Here is a 15,574-nt window from a genome sequence, read left to right as displayed (position 1 = left end):
GCAGGAAACCACCCGGGCATGCCCTAAGACACGAACGAACACAAGGAGACAACCATGAAGCGCTTTCAGAAACTGGCTTTGACACTCGCGGCGGCAACCGCCTGGGCCATGCCCGCGGCGGCACAGGAGATTCCCGGGCAAAAACAGATGCGCCTGATCGTGCCCTATTCCGCTGGCGGCACCTCGGATATCCTGGGCCGCAAACTGGCCGAACAACTCAGCGCGCGCCTGCAGCGTCCGGTCATTGTGGAAAACAAGGCCGGGGCGGGCGGCGCCATTGGCACCGAGGCCACCGTGCGCGCCGATGCCGATGGCAGCACCATCCTGCTGCACAGCGGCGCCATCGCGACCGAGCCTGCCATCAAGGCCAAGCTGCCGTACGACGTGACCCGCGACCTTATGTCCATCACGACCGTGGTCCGTGGCCCGTTCGCCCTGCTCGTCAGCAACGATCTGCCGGTGAAAAACGTGGCCGATCTCGTCAAGTACGCCCAGGCCAATCCCGAGAAAGTGAACTTCGGCACGCCCGGAATCGGCACCTCGGTGCACTTTGCCAGCGAACTTTTCAAGTCGGCGGCCAAGGCCCCCGTGACCCATGTGCCATACAAAGGGGCCAGCGCGGCGCTCACCGGCCTGATGGGCGGAGAAGTTCAGATGGTGATCGACCCGCTGTCCACTGCGAAGCGATACGCCGAAGGCGGAAAAGTGAAGGCGCTGGCCATCACCACCGCCCAGCGCTCCGACCTGTGGCCGGGAATGACCACCGTTGCCGAATCTGGCGTGCCGGGCTTCAACGCGGCGGTCTGGTATGGCCTGTACGTGCCGGCCAAGACGCCGGCGGCCACCGTGCAAATGCTCAACAAGGAGTTCGTGGCCATTCTGCAGTCGCCGGAAATGCGCGAATGGCTGACCTCGCAGGGCCTGGAAGCGGTGGGTGACACGCCGCAACAGGCGCAGGATCAACTGGTCGAGGAAATCAAGACCTGGAAAGAACTCGCCAGGACGGCGGGCATTCAACCCCAGTAGGCGACGCCGGGACAGATCGGCAGCTGCGCCGCCCGCGGGCGCGCAGCTTCAATTCGACACGAGACACCACCATGGACTTCAGACTCAACGACGAACAGCGCATGATGATCGAATCCGCCCGCCAGATCGGCGAACGGTTCGGGCTGGAATACTGGCGCAAGCAAGACGGCGAAAAGGCCTTTCCCACTGAATACTGGCGCGCCGTCTGCGAAGCCGGGTTGTCCGGGGTGGCGCTGCCGGAGGAATACGGCGGCAGCGGCCTGGGCATGCTGGAAATGTCGCTGATCGTGGAGGCTCTTGCCGCCACGGGGGGCGGGTCCACCGTGGGCCAGCTGTTCATGATCAACCCCATCTTCGGCGGCGTGTCGATCGCCCGCTTCGGCAACGAGTCCATGCGCCGCGAGCTGCTGCCCAAGCTGATCAGCGGCGAAATCAACTGCTGCATGGCGCTGACCGAGCCCGACGCCGGCACCAACACGCTGGAAATCAAGACCTATGCGGCCGAGGACGGCGACGGCTGGCGCCTGAACGGCCGCAAGATCTGGATCACCGGCGTGGCCTCGGCTTCGAAGATGCTCGTCATCGCCCGCACCAAGAAGCTCGAGCAGGCCCAGTCCCGCACTGACGGCCTGTCGATGTTCATGATAGACGTCGAACGCGAGGGCCTGACTCATACCCCCATTGACAAGCTGGGAACCTGCACGCTGGACTCCAGCAGCGTTTTCTTCGACAACGTGCGCATCGAGCCGCACGAACTGATCGGGACACTGCACCAAGGCTGGCGCGAGTTGCTGGACGTGCTCAACACCGAACGCATGGTAACGACCGCCGGCCTGGTGGGCACGGGCGAACTGGCGATCAGGCTGGCGGTGCAGTATGCCAACGACCGTAGCGTATTTGGCGGCCGCCCGATCAGCTCATACCAGGGCCTGCAGTTTCCCCTGGCCCAATGCCATGTCGAGATCGAGGCCGCGCGCCTGCTGAACTACAAGGCAGCCACGAACTTCGACATGGGCCTGCCCTACAGCAACGAAGCCAACGCGGCCAAGCTGATCGCGGCGCAGACGGTGGGCCGCGCCACAGAGCGCGCCATGCAGACCATGGGCGGCATGGGGTACGCCAAGGAATACCACGTCGAGCGGCTGTGGCGCGACTGCCGGCTGTTCCGCTTTGCGCCCGTATCCGAAGAAATGATCCTGAACTACGTCGCGAACCACGAGCTGCAGATGCCCCGCTCTTACTGAGCGGCGCTGACGCGCCTGCCGCACAATACGGAGACGACCATGGTTTCTATCAGCGCTAGCGTGGCCTGGTGGGCGCAAGCGGAACCCCAGCGGCTGGCGCTGGTGTATCGCGGCCAGCGCATCAGCTATGCCGAACTGAACCTGCGCGCCGGACGGGCGGCCGCCCTGCTGGCTGAGCAGGGCATCCGGCCCGGCCAGGTCGTGGCGCTGCTCATGAAAAACAGCGCTGCCTTTCTTGAACTGAGCCTGGCCATCAGCCGGGCCGGCGCCGTGCTGCTGCCCATCAACTACCGCCTGGGCAAAGACGAGGTCGACTACATCCTCGACAATTCCGGCGCCCGGCGGCTCTTCGCCGACGCCGAGCTACGGGCTTCGGTGCCCGAGCGGTGCCCCGTCACCTGGCTCGACGACGCTGCGCAAGCCGACAGCACCCGCTTGCCGGGAGCGGCCGGCCTGCCGCCCGCGCCCGCCGCGCCCGCCGCAACGCCCGATACGCTGTACCGCCTGATGTACACCAGCGGCACCACCGACCGGCCCAAGGGCGTCATGCACAGCTATGCGAACATGGCGTGGAAATGCCTGGACCACATCACGACGCTGGGCCTGTCGCGCGATGACCGCCTGCTGGTGGTAGGGCCGCTGTATCACGTGGGCGCCTATGATCTGCCCGGCGTTGCGCTATGGATGACCGGAGGCGCACTGGTGCTCGAACGCGAGTTCGATGCCGCGCGCGCGCTGGCCCTGATCGACAGCGAGCGCATCACGGGGGCCTGGATGGCGCCCGTCATGCTCAATCGCTGCCTGGCGTTGCCCGAACGCCAGCAATATGACCTGAGCAGCCTGCGCTGGCTGATCGGCGGCGGCGAGCGCACGCCAGAAGAGCGTATCCGCGAATTCACGCAGCTCTTCACCCATGCCCGGTACATTGACGCCTATGGCCTGACCGAAACCTGCTCGGGCGACACCATGATGGAACCCGGGCGCGAGCTCGAGAAAATCGGCTCCACCGGACGCGCCCTGCCGCATGTGGCCCTGGGCATCTTCGACGACGAGGGCCGGCCACTGCCGCCCGGCCAGCCCGGCGAAATATGCCTGTCCGGCCCCAAGGTATGCCTGGGCTACTGGAACGACCCCGCCAAGACCGCCGCCAGCTTTTTCGGCGCCTGGTTCCGCACCGGCGACGTGGGCTATGTCGATGAAGAGGGTTTTCTGTACCTGACCGACCGCAAGAAAGACATGATCATCAGCGGCGGCGAAAACATCGCCTCGTCGGAGGTCGAGCGCGTACTGTACGAACTGCCGGAAGTAGAAGAAGCCGCAGTGATCGGCCTGCCGGACCCCACATGGGGAGAATGCGTGACGGCGGCGGTCGTGCTTCGGTCCGGCGCCACCCTGACGCTGGACGCCTTGCGCACGCATTGCTCGGCAAGGCTGGGGGGATTCAAGACGCCCAAGAAGCTGGTGCTGTGCGACAGCCTGCCGCGCAACCCATCGGGCAAGGTGCTCAAGCGGGAATTGCGGCGCATGCTGGCAGAGCCGGGGCCGGGCTAGGACGACGCCCCTGGCCGGGCGCCCGGCCAGAGGTGTCCGCTGTGCTACTTCAGCGCCGAATACGCAGTCGGAGCCAGGAACTGGTTCTCGACGCGCTCGACAATGATCTTCTCGGCTTCGCTGGCCGCGCGCGTGGCGATCCAGTCCGGATCGGACTGGAAGGCGTTCCACTTCTGCTCGCGCTCGGCCATGCTTTCCCATTTGAGCAAATAGGTCAGCGACTGGTTGGACGGCCCCACCAGCGTAGTCCAGAAGCCGATCTGTTCAATGCCGTGCTTCTTGAAAAAGCCCAGCGTATGGTTGGTGAAGCGATCGTTCAGCGCCGGCAGGCGGCCCGGCGCGCAATGATAGATGCGCAGTTCGACGATCATGGCGTCTCCCGGGCGGCGGCGGCCGTGGCGCCGATGTAGTCGTGCTCAGACACTTCTTCCTGCCAATTGCTCTTGCCCAGCGAAGTGGCCACATGGATCATGTAAGTATCTGCCGCGGCGCCGTGCCAGTGCCGCTCGTTGGGCGGTATCCACACCACATCGCCCTGGCGGATGGCCTGCGCGGGCTGTCCGTCGGCGCAGATCCAGCCGCGGCCGGCCGTCACCTGCAGAATCTGCCCCAGTTCGTGGGTATGCCAGTACGTGCGCGCGCCCGGCGAAAAAAACACCGAATTGATCGTCACGTTGTCGGTGGTGGGCATGATCGGGTCGCCCCACACGATGCCGGTGAATGTAGAGCTGCGCTGCTCCGAAATCTTGCCTTCCGCCCTGCCATGAAACACCTTCATTGGATAACCTCCTTTCAAGTTTTCAGGCGGACGCCACCGCTCACATCCCCGATGGCATCCACGACACGATTACTGATCTGATCGCCGTATCCCAGCGCCGTGGCCAGGCCGAAGCTCGCCAGCGGCCCCGACGCGTTCAGCGACGCCACGCCCAGCTCGCGAACCAGATCCACATACAGCACGATGTCTTTCGTCATGAGCTTGCTGGTCAAGCCGCCTTCCAGATAATTGCCATCCACAATATGAGGAAACCGGTTGAGCGTGGCGAAATTGATGCCGCTGCTGCTGTTCAAGACGTCCAGCAGGCGATGCAAATCCAGCCCGGCCTTCTTGCCCGCCACCATGACTTCCGCCGTGGCCGCCAGGCTGATGGCATTGAGAAAATTGTTCAGCAGTTTGGTGGCGTGCCCGGCTCCGGTTTCCCCCATGTGCAGCACCTTGCTGCTGATCGGCGCAAATGCCCATTGCAGCGACCGCACGGTGTCGGCATCGCCGCCGACCATGAGCGTCAGCTTGCCCTGCTCTGCCGCGGCCGCCCCGCCCGATACGCCCGCGTCGACAAACTGCACGCCCCTGTCGGCAAACAGGCCCGCCAGGCGCCGGGTGGAACTGGCCGCCGCGGTGCTCAGGTCCACCACTACCTGGCCGGCACGGCACGCAGCAAGTATGCCGTCCGGCCCTTCTACTACCGCTTCGACCACGCGGCTGTCCGGCAGAGAAAGCAGCACCACGTCGGCGGATTCGACCGCTGCGCGCAGCGTCGCCGCCGGCTGCGCCCCCGCTGCGCTCGCCCGGGCGGCGTCCGTGTCGTAGCCGCATACGGCAATTCCGGCATCGACCAGGCGGCGCGCCATGCGTCCGCCCATGTTGCCCAGCCCGATGAACCCCACTCTATCCTGTTGCGCCATGGCGATCTTCCTAGGCCCGTCCAGCTTCCGCCTCATGGGCGTTGATCGCCTGCGTGGCCACGCGGAAAGCGGCCAGCGCCAACGGCACGCCGCAGTACACCGATGCCTGCATCAGCACTGCGCGGATCTCGTCTTTGGTCACGCCGTTCTGCAACGCTCCCTTGACGTGGGAAGCCAGCTCGTGGTGCTGGCTCATGGCGGTCAGCATGGCCAGGTTCAGCATGCTGCGGGTCTTGAACGGCAGGGTGGGATCACCCCATATCTCGCCCCAGCAATACTCAGTGACCAGTTTTTGCATGGGCCGGTTGAAATCGTCCGCCGCAGCCCAGGCTTTTTCGACGTGCGCGGCGCCCAGCACCTTCTTGCGGTTCTCCAGGCCCTTTTCGAACTGATTGGATTGTTCCATGCTGATTCCTTTATATGCTGCGTGGTGTAGCCAGAATACAATAATACAATATCACTATTTTGACGCGGCGGCATGGCGGCTCGCCCGCCACGCCGCACCGGCGGTCACTTCTGGCCTGGCCAGATGGGCTCGGCTATCGCGACATCTTCCGGGAACACCGTCACCGGCACGCCGTTCTGCCACTGGATGACCGTCAGCGTGGCGCCGACGCGATGTCCGGCTTCGTCGAACTTCAGCTCGCCGCCCGGGAAATACGGGGTCTTGCCTTCATCCAGCGTGCGCATCGCCTGCGCCACCGATTCCCGGTCGGCCTTGCCGGCCTTCTCCAGCGCTGCCTTGATGATCCACATGTCGCCATAGGTGGATATCGCGTTCTGGGTCATCCAGGGCTCGTTGTATTCGTCTTTCATGCGCTTGATCAGCGCCTCCTGCCCCTTGGCGCCCCAGTTGGCCACGGCCGACATGACGCCGTTGATCAGCTTCGGGCTCACCGTATTGAGCACGTCAGGCTCGGCAATGGCGATGCCGAACGAGATCACGGGCACGCGCACATTGGTCTCGTTCATTTTTTCGAGAATGAGCTTGGCGTCCGAAATCACGGTGGGCAGGAAGAACACCAGGTCGGGTCGCCGCGAGCGCACGCGCTGGATCAGCGAAGATGCATCCGACAGTGGCGGCGTGAAGGTTTCATCCACGACCAGTTCCAGCTTGTTCTTTTCCAGCAGACCGTCTTTCATGGCCTTTACCGATGACAGCGATGCGGCGGTGTTGTCGGTAAGAATGGCTACCGTCTTGGGACGCTTGCCGGACGCCTTTTCGGCCAGGTCCAGGATCATCGGCAGCGCCAGGTCGGCCTGGCGGCCGGCAGTGGCGGACGTCTGGAAGATGTACTTGAAACCGCGCGCCGTGATCTGGTCGGAATACGACAGAGTCAGCATCGGCAGCTTGGCGCGTTCGGTCACCTCGGTGACGGCCAGCGTGAACGAACTCAGGTAGGCCCCCGTTCCGGCCACCAGGTCCGGAAAGTCTGCCACCATGCGCTGGGCCGCGCTCTTTGCCTTTTCCGTCGAATCGCCCGAATCCACCACCACCAGCTTCAGCTTGGCGCCGCCCAGGGCCTTGATGCCGCCCTGGTCATTGATATCTTTCACGGCCATCTCGGCGCCCATGCGCATCACCTGGCCGGGTCGCGCGTAGATGCCCGACATCGGGGCGATCAGGCCCACGCTGACGGGCGGCGGTTCGGCCGCGATGGCAGGGGCGCCTACCGCCAACAGGCTGGCCATGCCCGCCGCCAGCCCCAGGTTCTTGATCGATCGCATTCTCATGGTTGTCTCCTCTCGTCCGCTTGCGCGGCTGTTCGTATGGGCTTACATGCCGAGGTACGCGCGACGGACACGGTCGTCCGCCTGCAACGTTTCATGGGTGCCTTCCAGTACGACGCGCCCCGTTTCAAGCACGTAGCCGTGGTCGGCGAACTGCAAGGCTTCGGCCACCCTCTGCTCTACCAGCAGGATGGTCAGCCGGGCTTCCCTGCGTATGTCGATCAGGCGCTCGAAGATGAAATCCGCGATCGCCGGCGACAATCCCATCGATGGCTCGTCCAGCATCAGCAGCCGCGGCGAAGACGCCAGGCCGCGCCCGATGGCCACCATTTGCTGTTCCCCGCCCGACAGCGTGCCGGCCAGCTGGCGCGCACGCTGCTTGAGCACAGGAAACCATTCATAGATGCGGGCCAGGTTGTGCGCCCAGTCGCGCCGGCCTGACGCGGTGTAGGCGCCCATTTCCAGGTTTTCGAGCACCGTCATCGATGCGAATACCTGACGTCCTTCCGGCACGTGCGCAATGCCCAGGTGCGCACGCTGCGATACCGGCACGGACAGCAAGTCCCGGCCGTCATAGCGGATGGCGCCCGACATGGTCGATACCGTGCCGGATATGGTCCTGAACAGCGTGCTTTTGCCCGCGCCGTTGGGCCCCACGATGGATACGAAATCGCCTTCGCGTACCGCCACCGACACGCCGTTCAGAACCGGCAACGCCGAATACCCCGCCACCAGGTTGTCGATCTCAAGCAGCATTTTTCTTGCTCCATTTTTTGCCCAGGTAGGCTTCGACGACACGCGTGTCCTGCGTAATGGCCTGCGGATCTCCAACGGCCAGCACTTCGCCGTGGTCCAGCACGACAAACTCGTCAACCAGCCGGACCATCGCCTGCATGGTGTGCTCGATGATGACGATGGTCACGCCTTGCGCGGACAGTTCGCGTATGGCGCGCACCACATCATCGACTTCGCCCTGCCCCAGGCCGGCGAGGGTTTCGTCCAGCAGCAGCAGTTCGGGCTGCCCGGCCATGGCGCGGGCCAGTTCCATCAGGCGCAGCTGGCGCGTCGTCAGCACCGACGCCACCCGGTCGGCGCAGTCGGACAGCCCCACCCGTTCGATGGCCTGCACCGCCAGCGCGTCGGCCTCGGCCTCGTTGCGCGCCTTGACGTACGCGCCGATCTTGACGTTCTGCGCAACCGTCAGCCGCATGAAAGGCCGCATTACCTGGAAAGTGCGCCCCACCCCGGCTGCGCAAAGTACGTGCGGTTTCCGGCCGGCCATGTCGACGCCCTTGAACACCACGCGTCCGGCGTCCGGCTTCAGGAACCCGTTCAACAGATTGAACAGCGTGGTCTTGCCCGCTCCGTTGGGGCCGATGATGCCCAGGATCATTCCCTTGCGCACCTGGAAACTGACGTTGTGCACGGCCTTCAGGCCGCCGAAACTTCGCGACAGGCCCTGCACATCCAGAATCAGCTCTCCGCCTTGCTGCGCCCCCCCGGGGCGCATGCCCGGCGCGATATTGGACACGGACGATACCGCCTCGGCGCTGTCCGGCGGCAGGGCGGCATCGCCGTCCGGCGCTGCGGCCGGCGGCGGCAAGGCGCCGCGGCGCCGCAGCAAGTCGCGCGTTTTCCAGTACACGCCCTCGGGCGCGGCCAGGATGACGGCAATGATGGCAACGCCCAGGATCACGCCCTGGATGCCGGGATAAGCCGCGCCGAGCTCGGCATGCAGTATCTCGCCCAGGGGAATCAGGATGGCCGCCCCGATGATGGGCCCCCATACCGTGCCCACCCCGCCGAACATGGACACCGTCAGCGCCTGGGCCGACACCAGCATGCCGAAGACCGACACCGGCGTCACCACCAGCAGCACGACGGCATAGAAGGCGCCTGTGGCTCCTGCGATGGCTCCGCTGAGCGCAATCGCCTTGAGTTTCCAGCGCAGCGTATCGATGCCCGCCGCCTCGGCCGCCGCTTCGTTCTGCTTGATGGCGATCAGCGCCATGCCAAAACGCGTGCGCTCGACGTAGCGCGTCAGCTGCACGAACAGCAGCAGCATCACCATGGCCACAACGGTATACAGCCAGGGATTGGAAAACTGCATGTAGCGCGCGGGGTTGTCGCGCACCATGGGGAAGGTGACTTCCTGGTAGCCCAGCCACTCGAATACATATAACAGTGCCAGAGGGTAGGCCAGCATCGCCAGCGCGAAATAGTGGCCGCGCAGACGGAACGTGGGTATGCCCACCAGCAGCCCGGCTGCGGCGCCTATCAATGCCGAAACCGGAATCATCAGCCAGGGCGACAGGCCCAGGTATATCTGGCCCAGCACGGCGGCATACGCGCCCAGGCCGAAAAAGGCGGCGTGGCCGAACGACACCAGGCCGGTATAGCCGCTGAGCATGTTCCAGGACAGGCCAAAGCAGGCCCATACCAGCACCAGCGTAAAAATCAGCTGGTGATACGAGTTGTCGACCAGCAGCGCGGCGCCGAGATAAACGGCCGCGGCAGCCAGCATGATCAGTAAGGTGCGCATGGATTTCATCAGGTCCGCTCCGCAACGCGGCCGAAGAACCCTTGCGGCCGAAGGATGACGATCAGCAGAAAGAACACGAAGATCGCGGCGTTCTGCAATTGTGTGGGCAGCACCAGGCTGGACAGTTGCTGCACCAGGCCGATGACCATGCCGCCCCAGAACGCGCCCACGATGCTGCCGATGCCGCCCAGCACCACGCCGGCGTACATCACGATGACAAACTCCAGCCCCACGAAAGGATGGAACGGGTAGTTGGTGGCCAGCAGCCCGCCGGCCAGGGCCGTAATGCAGGTGCCCAGCGCGAAGGCGACGCGATACGCGCCGTCCACGTCGATGCCCATGTACGAAGCGGCTACCGGATTGTCGGCCGCCGCGCGCAATGACTTGCCCAGGCGGCTGTGGCCCACCGCCAGCGCCAGCGCCACGATGGCCGCCGCCGATATCAGCGCGGCAATGCCGCGCCCCTTGTTGACGAAAATGCTGACGAAGTCACCCCACAACGGGCCGATCTCCCAGGCGCTGCTGGACAAGGGCGTGCGCACCGATTCCAGTTCGGGGCCGAACAGCATCATGGCGCCGTTCTGCAGCACCAGCGCGATGCCCAGCGTCAGGATCAGCTGCGCGTAATGGCCTTCGCCTTCCAGGCTGGCTGTCCGCCCGCCCGTCACGCGCGATATCAGCATGCGATGCACCAGATAGCCGACGCAGTACATCACCGGCATCGCCAGCAGCATGGAGATGTAGGGATTCGCCACCGAGCCCGCCATGCCGTGTCCGGCCAGCAGCATGAAGAAGAAATAGGTGATGTACATGCCCAGCATCATGAAATCGCCCTGCGCGAAGTTGATGACGCGCATGATCCCGAAGATCATCGCCAACCCCACACACATCAGGCCATAGATGCCGCCCACCAGCACACCGGCGGCCAGCGATTGCAGGAAGGCTTCCAGATGGATTTGTAGTTCTGTCATGAAGGTTCCTTACGAAAATGGGATCAGGCCGCCGCCGCGCACAGGCGCGGCAACTCGCCGGCATCCGCGACCCGCTCATAGCGATCCACCAGGTCTTCGATGCGGGCCGCCGTGTCGGCGCCAAGCACGGCTTGCGCCGCTTGCCGGAAGCGCTGGCGAATCAGGGCATCGTCCGCCGCCACCACGTCATCCAGCGCGCCGGATATGCGGGAACCGTCTTCCAGCAACAGCGTGACGCGCGCGCCCTGCCTGGCCGGAAACGCCGCGCTGTACTCGGCATCGGCGCACAGTTCGGTTGCGGCGATCAAGCGCGCGATCTCGGGGTCGTCCAGGCGCCGGTAGTTGTCTTCGGCAATCACGCCCGTCGCCAGCGTGGCCGCCACGCCGAACGGAATGCTCATCTTGGCCTGCAGCGCGTGCTCGAAAGGCCCTGTGGCCGCGCACCCCGGATAGCGCACCGCGGCATGCGTGGTTTCGATGCGCACCGATGCAATACGCCGCCACCCGGCCTCGCGCGCGACGCGCAGCGCCGCCTGGCAAGGCGTCTGGGCAAAATTGCAGGCGGGCGCCGGCTTGTTGAACACATGGTCGATTTCCGCCGATCCGTCGGCGAACAAGGCAATGCCGGCCGGCATGGGCGCGCGCGCATACGCCTGGAAAAAACCCGCCTCGCCCTCCAGGATGGAAGCCGAAGCCTGCGCACCGCCGGCGGCCAGTTGCAGGCAAGTCCACGCGTTGCGCACCGCGAAACCCGGATGAAAATACATTTCGCTGCCGCCGGTATGCGCCCATTGATTCAGGCCCGCGCAGCAATTTCCCGCCAGGGCGAGCGCGTACAGGGTGCGAGCTTCATCGAAGCCATGCAGGCGCGCGCCCGCCATGGCGGCGGCAAACGGCCCAACCAGTCCGGTAGGCCGGAACAAGCGCGCCAGGTCCGGGGTGATGACCGCCCGGCCCAGGCGAGCGCCGGTTTCATAGCCCACAATGGCGGCGTCCAGCGCCTGCGCGCCGGATACGCCACGCTGCTGGGCCACCGCAAACACCATGGGCCAGACCACCACCCCCAGGTGGGCCACGCTGCCCGCGTGCATGTCTTCACGCACCAGGCCATGCCCGGCCACCGCATTGGCGAAGGCGGCCGCATCGGGTTGCCGGGGCCCCGCGCGGCCGATCACATGCGCTCCCCCCTGCGCGGCCGGCGCCAGCGCGGCGGCCTGCTCGCTCCAGGGCAAGGGCAGCGCCTCGAATGCGCACGACAAGTAATCCAGCAGGCAGCGCTTGGCATGGGCGAGCGTCGGGGCGCCGAACTGGCGCGCCGCCAGCCCGTCGCGCGCCAGCCTGGCGGCCGCGCTCGAACCGTGCATCGTGTTCTGTTCCATGTGCCGGTCCGCCCTCGCCTCAGTAGCCCATCACCGTCATGGCGCCATCGATCTTGAGCGTGACGCCCGCGACCGACACGGCCTCGTCCGACGCCAGGAACACCGCGGCCGCGCCGATGTCGTCCGCCTCGGCCAGCCGGCGCAGCGGCGTCCGGGCGCGCCGCGCTTCCCAGCCTTGCGCATCGATAACCGAGCTCGCCCCCGGCGTCTCCACCGGCCCGGGAGCCAATGCATTGACGCGTATGCCCCGCGGCCCCAGCTCCACCGCCTGCTGGCGCGTCAGCGTATCCAGCGCGCCCTTGATGCAGCTGTAGACTGCCGCGTTCTTGATGGCCACCGATACGGCCACGGAAGACAGGTTGATGACCGACCCGCCGCCCCGCGCCGCCAGGTGCGGCGTGGCGGCCTGCAGGCACCACAATGCGCCCTTGAGCCCGACGTCGATCATCTTGTCGACCACGGGCTCGGGCATGTCGGTCAGCAAGCCGTAGTAGAAATAGGCGGCGTTGTTGACAAGGATATCCAGCCCGCCGGACTGCGCAGCGTAGCCATCGATAGCGGCTTGCACGGCCGCCCTGTCGGCCACATCGCAAGTCAGCGCACTGGCGCCGGGTACCGCTGCCACGACCTCTTGCAGCAGGGCAGCGTTGTTGTCCAGCATTCCTACGGTGGCGCCCTCACGCGAATACGCCAGCGCGATGGCCTTTCCTATGCCGCCGGCGGCGCCGGTCACCACCGCGATCTTTCCTTCCAGTCTTCCCATGTCGTGCTCCGTGCCCGGTCAGGGCTGCAGGTTGCGTTCCTTGACGATCTTTCCCCACCTGGCGATTTCCTCGCTCAGGTACTGCCCGGCTTGCTGCGGCGAATTGGCCACCACTTCAGTGCCGTCGCGTTCGAAGAAGCGCTGCATCACGGGGCCATTGGCCACCTGGATGGCGGCGCGGCTAAGCGCATCGATGACGGGCGCCGGCGTGCCGGCCGGCGCAGCCAGAATGAACCAGTTGCGCGCCTGGACGCCGGGCAGGGTTTCCGCAACGGTGGGCGTGTCCGGGGCCGTGGACATGCGCCTGGGGCCTGTGGTCGCGATCAGATTCAGGTTGCCTGCGCGCACATGGGGCAGCGACGACGCCGGGTTGTCTATCATCACGTCGACTTCTCCGCTGATCAGGTCTTTGAAAGCGGCTCCCGCGCCCTTGTAGGGCACCTTGGTGAACGTGATGCCCGCCTGCGCGGCAATCATCTCCGTGGCCAGCGCCTGCATGCCGGTAATACCGCTGAGCGCGACGTTGACCTGCTCACCCGCCTTGACCATGCGCACCAGCTCATCGATATTCCTGGCCTTGAAGTTCTTGTTCGTCACCACGACCTGCGGCGCAGCCGCCACGATCGTGATGGGGGTGAAATCCTTGATCGGGTCGTAGGGCGCTTGCGGGTAGAACGCCGGCGTCGTGCCGAATGCGGCCGAACTCAGCAGGAGCGTGTAGCCGTCGGGCGCGGCGCGCGCCACTTCTGCCGCGCCGGTCTGGCCTGTGGCACTGGGCTTGTTTTCCACCACGACAGTCTGGCCCAGCACCTTGCCGAGCTCCTGGGCAAAAGGTCGCGTCAGCGCATCGACGCCGCCGCCGGCGGCGAACGGCACCACAATCCGCAACGGCTTGTCGGGATAATCCGCCCGTGCCGCCGCGGCCATCGCCAGCCCGGCCAGGGCCGCCGCCGCCACGCGAAAGTAATAACGCCGCATCGTCTTCTCTCCTCGTTGTGTGGTTTGCAAGGGCGGCATGCCGCCCCTTCCATCAGCAGTCTCGATCCCGGCCGTGACCTGCCGGCGTTGCCGCCTGCGCCGCCAAAGCCATCACCTGCGCCGCGTCCGGCGCGGTCTCCAGCGTCCACAATGCATCGATCAGCGGCCTGGCGTCCCAGCCGGGCCGGCAGCCCCCCGCCAGCGCCAGCAGCTTGTCTTCAAGCTCGTCGTCCGAAAGCGGCCGGGCCTGCGACCCGCGCGCGGCATCCACGCGGCGCGTCAACTGCCGCCCATCGCGCCATGTCAGTTGCACCTGCGCGGCGTCCACGGAATATCCGGCGTCGTCGCGGAACTCGACCTTGGCGCCCAGATCGCGCAGCATGGGCTCGCCCGCCGCCGCATCGCTGAACTCCTCCAGACCGGCGCGGCCGCGCGCCAGGGTCACAGCCACGGCATGCTGGGCGCTGACTTGCGAAGCGCGCCCCGTCGTCACGCCCGGCCGGTCGGTGCGCTGACGCAACAACGGGTGTCCCGTGAGCGTGATGCGTTCGATACAGGCCAGCCCCGCGTCAGCCACGCGCGCGTCGCCTGCCAGCGCCAGGCAGGCATCGATCACCGGATTCAGCACCACGCCGCACGGGTATGGCTTATAGGTATTGCGCAGCAGCTGCCAATCGAGCCCCAGATCTCGCGTGATGGCGTCCGGCTGCGGCGGCTCGCCCATCACGGACAGGAATCCGCGCGGCCCTTCCAGCGGCGCATCCGGCCCGGCGAAGCCCTGTTGTGCCAACAACGCGGCCAACAGCCCGTTGCGGGCGGCATTGCCCACACTGGCGCTCTTGGACATGGTGCCCAGCGTTTCCACCAGGCCGCCCGCCTGTGCCGACGCGCAGCCCAGCGCCCACACCAGTGCGGTCGCCGACAGGCCCAGGCGCTTGCCGGCCGCCATGGCGGAGCCGAACACACCGCATGTCGACGTAATGTGCCAGCCGCGCGCGTAATGGCCAGGAGACACCGCCAGGCCAATGCGGCACTCCGCCTCGATGCCCAGCACCATGGCCAGCAACAGTTCGTCGCCGCGCATGGGCCGCGCCTGCGCCAGCGCGAACAGCGGCGCGGCAACCGGCGCCGTGGGATGAATAATGGTGGGGGAATGCGTGTCGTCGTAGTCGTACACATTCGCTGCCATGGCGTTCAGGGCCGCGGCATTGAGTACGTCCGTGCGCTCGGCGCGCCCGACCAGAGAGGCCTGCCGCCCGGCCGCGAAACGGCCGTAGACCTGCACGGCGATATCCAGAGTGGGGTCGGCCGCGCCCGCCAGGGCGACAGCAAAATAGTTCAACAGCGCGCGATGAGCCTCGCGGCGCACCGCGCCCGGAATATCTTCCCAGCGGCACGCCCCGACGAACTCCGCCAGCGCGCGCGAAACACCAGCCGATCCGCCTGCCTGCATGTTGCGTTGTCTCCTTGGCCACGTGTACCCCGTGGCGTTTTTGCCGCGCCTGGGCCGGTTTATTTCCACTGGCGCGTTTTCGGTATTATAAACAGATTGTATGATTGAATAATCGTTTTTTTTCAGCCGATACGGTTGGCGCCACGGCGAATCGACGCACCCGGTCGTTCGTCTCTGCCCGACCCCACAGGAAGTACCGCTAAAATGCCCCAAGCCTGTAGACTGATTCCGCCCGCAACATTGCCTCCCA

15 protein-coding genes are annotated in these 15,574 nt (G+C 65.7%); 3 read left to right on the top strand and 12 right to left on the bottom strand.

Translation table 11 applies throughout. From position 1 onward, the window contains the following. The first annotated feature begins 54 nt into the window (after positions 1 to 54). From CAL18_RS03910 to CAL18_RS03900, 3 genes are all read left to right on the top strand, one after another. On the top strand, positions 55 to 1,026 hold the full coding sequence (locus tag CAL18_RS03910; protein ID WP_026640255.1) for a Bug family tripartite tricarboxylate transporter substrate binding protein: 972 nt from the start codon (positions 55 to 57) through the stop codon (positions 1,024 to 1,026). 71 nt (positions 1,027 to 1,097) lie between these two features. Next, positions 1,098 to 2,270: an acyl-CoA dehydrogenase family protein gene (locus tag CAL18_RS03905; RefSeq protein WP_094817372.1), complete on the top strand. Its 1,173-nt coding sequence runs from the start codon at positions 1,098 to 1,100 to the stop codon at positions 2,268 to 2,270. A gap of 39 nt (positions 2,271 to 2,309) precedes the next feature. Continuing rightward, positions 2,310 to 3,821: an AMP-binding protein gene (locus CAL18_RS03900; RefSeq protein ID WP_094817371.1), complete on the top strand. Its 1,512-nt coding sequence runs from the start codon at positions 2,310 to 2,312 to the stop codon at positions 3,819 to 3,821. Between the two features lie 44 nt (positions 3,822 to 3,865). On the opposite strand, the gene CAL18_RS03895 is transcribed toward CAL18_RS03900, so the two are convergent. The 12 genes from CAL18_RS03895 to CAL18_RS03840 all read right to left on the bottom strand — a co-directional run bounded on the left by CAL18_RS03895 (position 3,866) and on the right by CAL18_RS03840 (position 15,324). Then, entirely contained in the window at positions 3,866 to 4,192 is a 327-nt protein-coding gene (locus tag CAL18_RS03895; RefSeq protein ID WP_026640252.1) for an NIPSNAP family protein, read from the bottom strand. Beyond that, complete coding sequence (locus CAL18_RS03890) at positions 4,189 to 4,599, bottom strand: cupin domain-containing protein (protein ID WP_094817370.1); 411 nt, start codon at positions 4,597 to 4,599, stop codon at positions 4,189 to 4,191. The genes CAL18_RS03895 and CAL18_RS03890 overlap by 4 nt, the downstream gene beginning before the upstream one ends. A 14-nt stretch (positions 4,600 to 4,613) precedes the next feature. Next, complete coding sequence (locus CAL18_RS03885) at positions 4,614 to 5,507, bottom strand: NAD(P)-dependent oxidoreductase (protein WP_094817369.1); 894 nt, start codon at positions 5,505 to 5,507, stop codon at positions 4,614 to 4,616. 10 nt (positions 5,508 to 5,517) lie between these two features. Beyond that, positions 5,518 to 5,913 (bottom strand): carboxymuconolactone decarboxylase family protein, encoded by a 396-nt coding sequence (locus CAL18_RS03880; RefSeq protein ID WP_026640249.1) that lies wholly within the window; start codon positions 5,911 to 5,913, stop codon positions 5,518 to 5,520. 104 nt (positions 5,914 to 6,017) lie between these two features. After that, positions 6,018 to 7,241 (bottom strand): ABC transporter substrate-binding protein, encoded by a 1,224-nt coding sequence (locus CAL18_RS03875; protein ID WP_094796102.1) that lies wholly within the window; start codon positions 7,239 to 7,241, stop codon positions 6,018 to 6,020. A 42-nt stretch (positions 7,242 to 7,283) separates the two neighbouring features. Further along, positions 7,284 to 7,994: an ABC transporter ATP-binding protein gene (locus tag CAL18_RS03870; protein ID WP_094796101.1), complete on the bottom strand. Its 711-nt coding sequence runs from the start codon at positions 7,992 to 7,994 to the stop codon at positions 7,284 to 7,286. Continuing rightward, entirely contained in the window at positions 7,984 to 9,780 is a 1,797-nt protein-coding gene (locus CAL18_RS03865) for a branched-chain amino acid ABC transporter ATP-binding protein/permease (RefSeq protein ID WP_249278371.1), read from the bottom strand. Before CAL18_RS03865 ends, CAL18_RS03870 begins: the two co-directional genes overlap by 11 nt. Positions 9,781 to 9,788: 8 nt before the next feature. Next, complete coding sequence (locus CAL18_RS03860) at positions 9,789 to 10,751, bottom strand: branched-chain amino acid ABC transporter permease (protein WP_170940285.1); 963 nt, start codon at positions 10,749 to 10,751, stop codon at positions 9,789 to 9,791. Between the two features lie 23 nt (positions 10,752 to 10,774). Continuing rightward, positions 10,775 to 12,130: an MmgE/PrpD family protein gene (locus CAL18_RS03855; RefSeq protein WP_249278370.1), complete on the bottom strand. Its 1,356-nt coding sequence runs from the start codon at positions 12,128 to 12,130 to the stop codon at positions 10,775 to 10,777. 19 nt (positions 12,131 to 12,149) lie between these two features. Further along, complete coding sequence (locus CAL18_RS03850; protein WP_094817367.1) at positions 12,150 to 12,893, bottom strand: SDR family NAD(P)-dependent oxidoreductase; 744 nt, start codon at positions 12,891 to 12,893, stop codon at positions 12,150 to 12,152. 18 nt (positions 12,894 to 12,911) lie between these two features. Continuing rightward, positions 12,912 to 13,871: a tripartite tricarboxylate transporter substrate binding protein gene (locus CAL18_RS03845; RefSeq protein ID WP_094817366.1), complete on the bottom strand. Its 960-nt coding sequence runs from the start codon at positions 13,869 to 13,871 to the stop codon at positions 12,912 to 12,914. A gap of 52 nt (positions 13,872 to 13,923) precedes the next feature. Beyond that, a complete protein-coding gene (locus CAL18_RS03840; RefSeq protein WP_094817365.1) occupies positions 13,924 to 15,324 on the bottom strand; it encodes an MmgE/PrpD family protein in 1,401 nt (466 codons plus the stop codon). Between the last annotated feature and the right edge of the window lie 250 nt (positions 15,325 to 15,574).

The sequence above is a fragment of the Bordetella genomosp. 7 genome (genome assembly GCF_002261415.1).
Classification (GTDB): Bacteria; Pseudomonadota; Gammaproteobacteria; order Burkholderiales; family Burkholderiaceae_B; genus Bordetella_A.
Note: the sequence above shows the minus strand (reverse complement) of the source record. Positions and strands in the feature narration are given on the sequence as shown.

What these genes read in the sequence shown, in the direction of transcription:
- CAL18_RS03910 (WP_026640255.1), top strand. Translation starts at nt 55, where the DNA reads ATGAAGCGCTTTCAGAAACTGGCTTTGACACTCGCGGCGGCAACCGCC.
- CAL18_RS03905 (WP_094817372.1), top strand. Translation starts at nt 1,098, where the DNA reads ATGGACTTCAGACTCAACGACGAACAGCGCATGATGATCGAATCCGCC.
- CAL18_RS03900 (WP_094817371.1), top strand. Translation starts at nt 2,310, where the DNA reads ATGGTTTCTATCAGCGCTAGCGTGGCCTGGTGGGCGCAAGCGGAACCC.
- CAL18_RS03895 (WP_026640252.1), bottom strand. Translation starts at nt 4,192, where the DNA reads ATGATCGTCGAACTGCGCATCTATCATTGCGCGCCGGGCCGCCTGCCG.
- CAL18_RS03890 (WP_094817370.1), bottom strand. Translation starts at nt 4,599, where the DNA reads ATGAAGGTGTTTCATGGCAGGGCGGAAGGCAAGATTTCGGAGCAGCGC.
- CAL18_RS03885 (WP_094817369.1), bottom strand. Translation starts at nt 5,507, where the DNA reads ATGGCGCAACAGGATAGAGTGGGGTTCATCGGGCTGGGCAACATGGGC.
- CAL18_RS03880 (WP_026640249.1), bottom strand. Translation starts at nt 5,913, where the DNA reads ATGGAACAATCCAATCAGTTCGAAAAGGGCCTGGAGAACCGCAAGAAG.
- CAL18_RS03875 (WP_094796102.1), bottom strand. Translation starts at nt 7,241, where the DNA reads ATGAGAATGCGATCGATCAAGAACCTGGGGCTGGCGGCGGGCATGGCC.
- CAL18_RS03870 (WP_094796101.1), bottom strand. Translation starts at nt 7,994, where the DNA reads ATGCTGCTTGAGATCGACAACCTGGTGGCGGGGTATTCGGCGTTGCCG.
- CAL18_RS03865 (WP_249278371.1), bottom strand. Translation starts at nt 9,780, where the DNA reads ATGCGCACCTTACTGATCATGCTGGCTGCCGCGGCCGTTTATCTCGGC.
- CAL18_RS03860 (WP_170940285.1), bottom strand. Translation starts at nt 10,751, where the DNA reads ATGACAGAACTACAAATCCATCTGGAAGCCTTCCTGCAATCGCTGGCC.
- CAL18_RS03855 (WP_249278370.1), bottom strand. Translation starts at nt 12,130, where the DNA reads ATGGAACAGAACACGATGCACGGTTCGAGCGCGGCCGCCAGGCTGGCG.
- CAL18_RS03850 (WP_094817367.1), bottom strand. Translation starts at nt 12,893, where the DNA reads ATGGGAAGACTGGAAGGAAAGATCGCGGTGGTGACCGGCGCCGCCGGC.
- CAL18_RS03845 (WP_094817366.1), bottom strand. Translation starts at nt 13,871, where the DNA reads ATGCGGCGTTATTACTTTCGCGTGGCGGCGGCGGCCCTGGCCGGGCTG.
- CAL18_RS03840 (WP_094817365.1), bottom strand. Translation starts at nt 15,324, where the DNA reads ATGCAGGCAGGCGGATCGGCTGGTGTTTCGCGCGCGCTGGCGGAGTTC.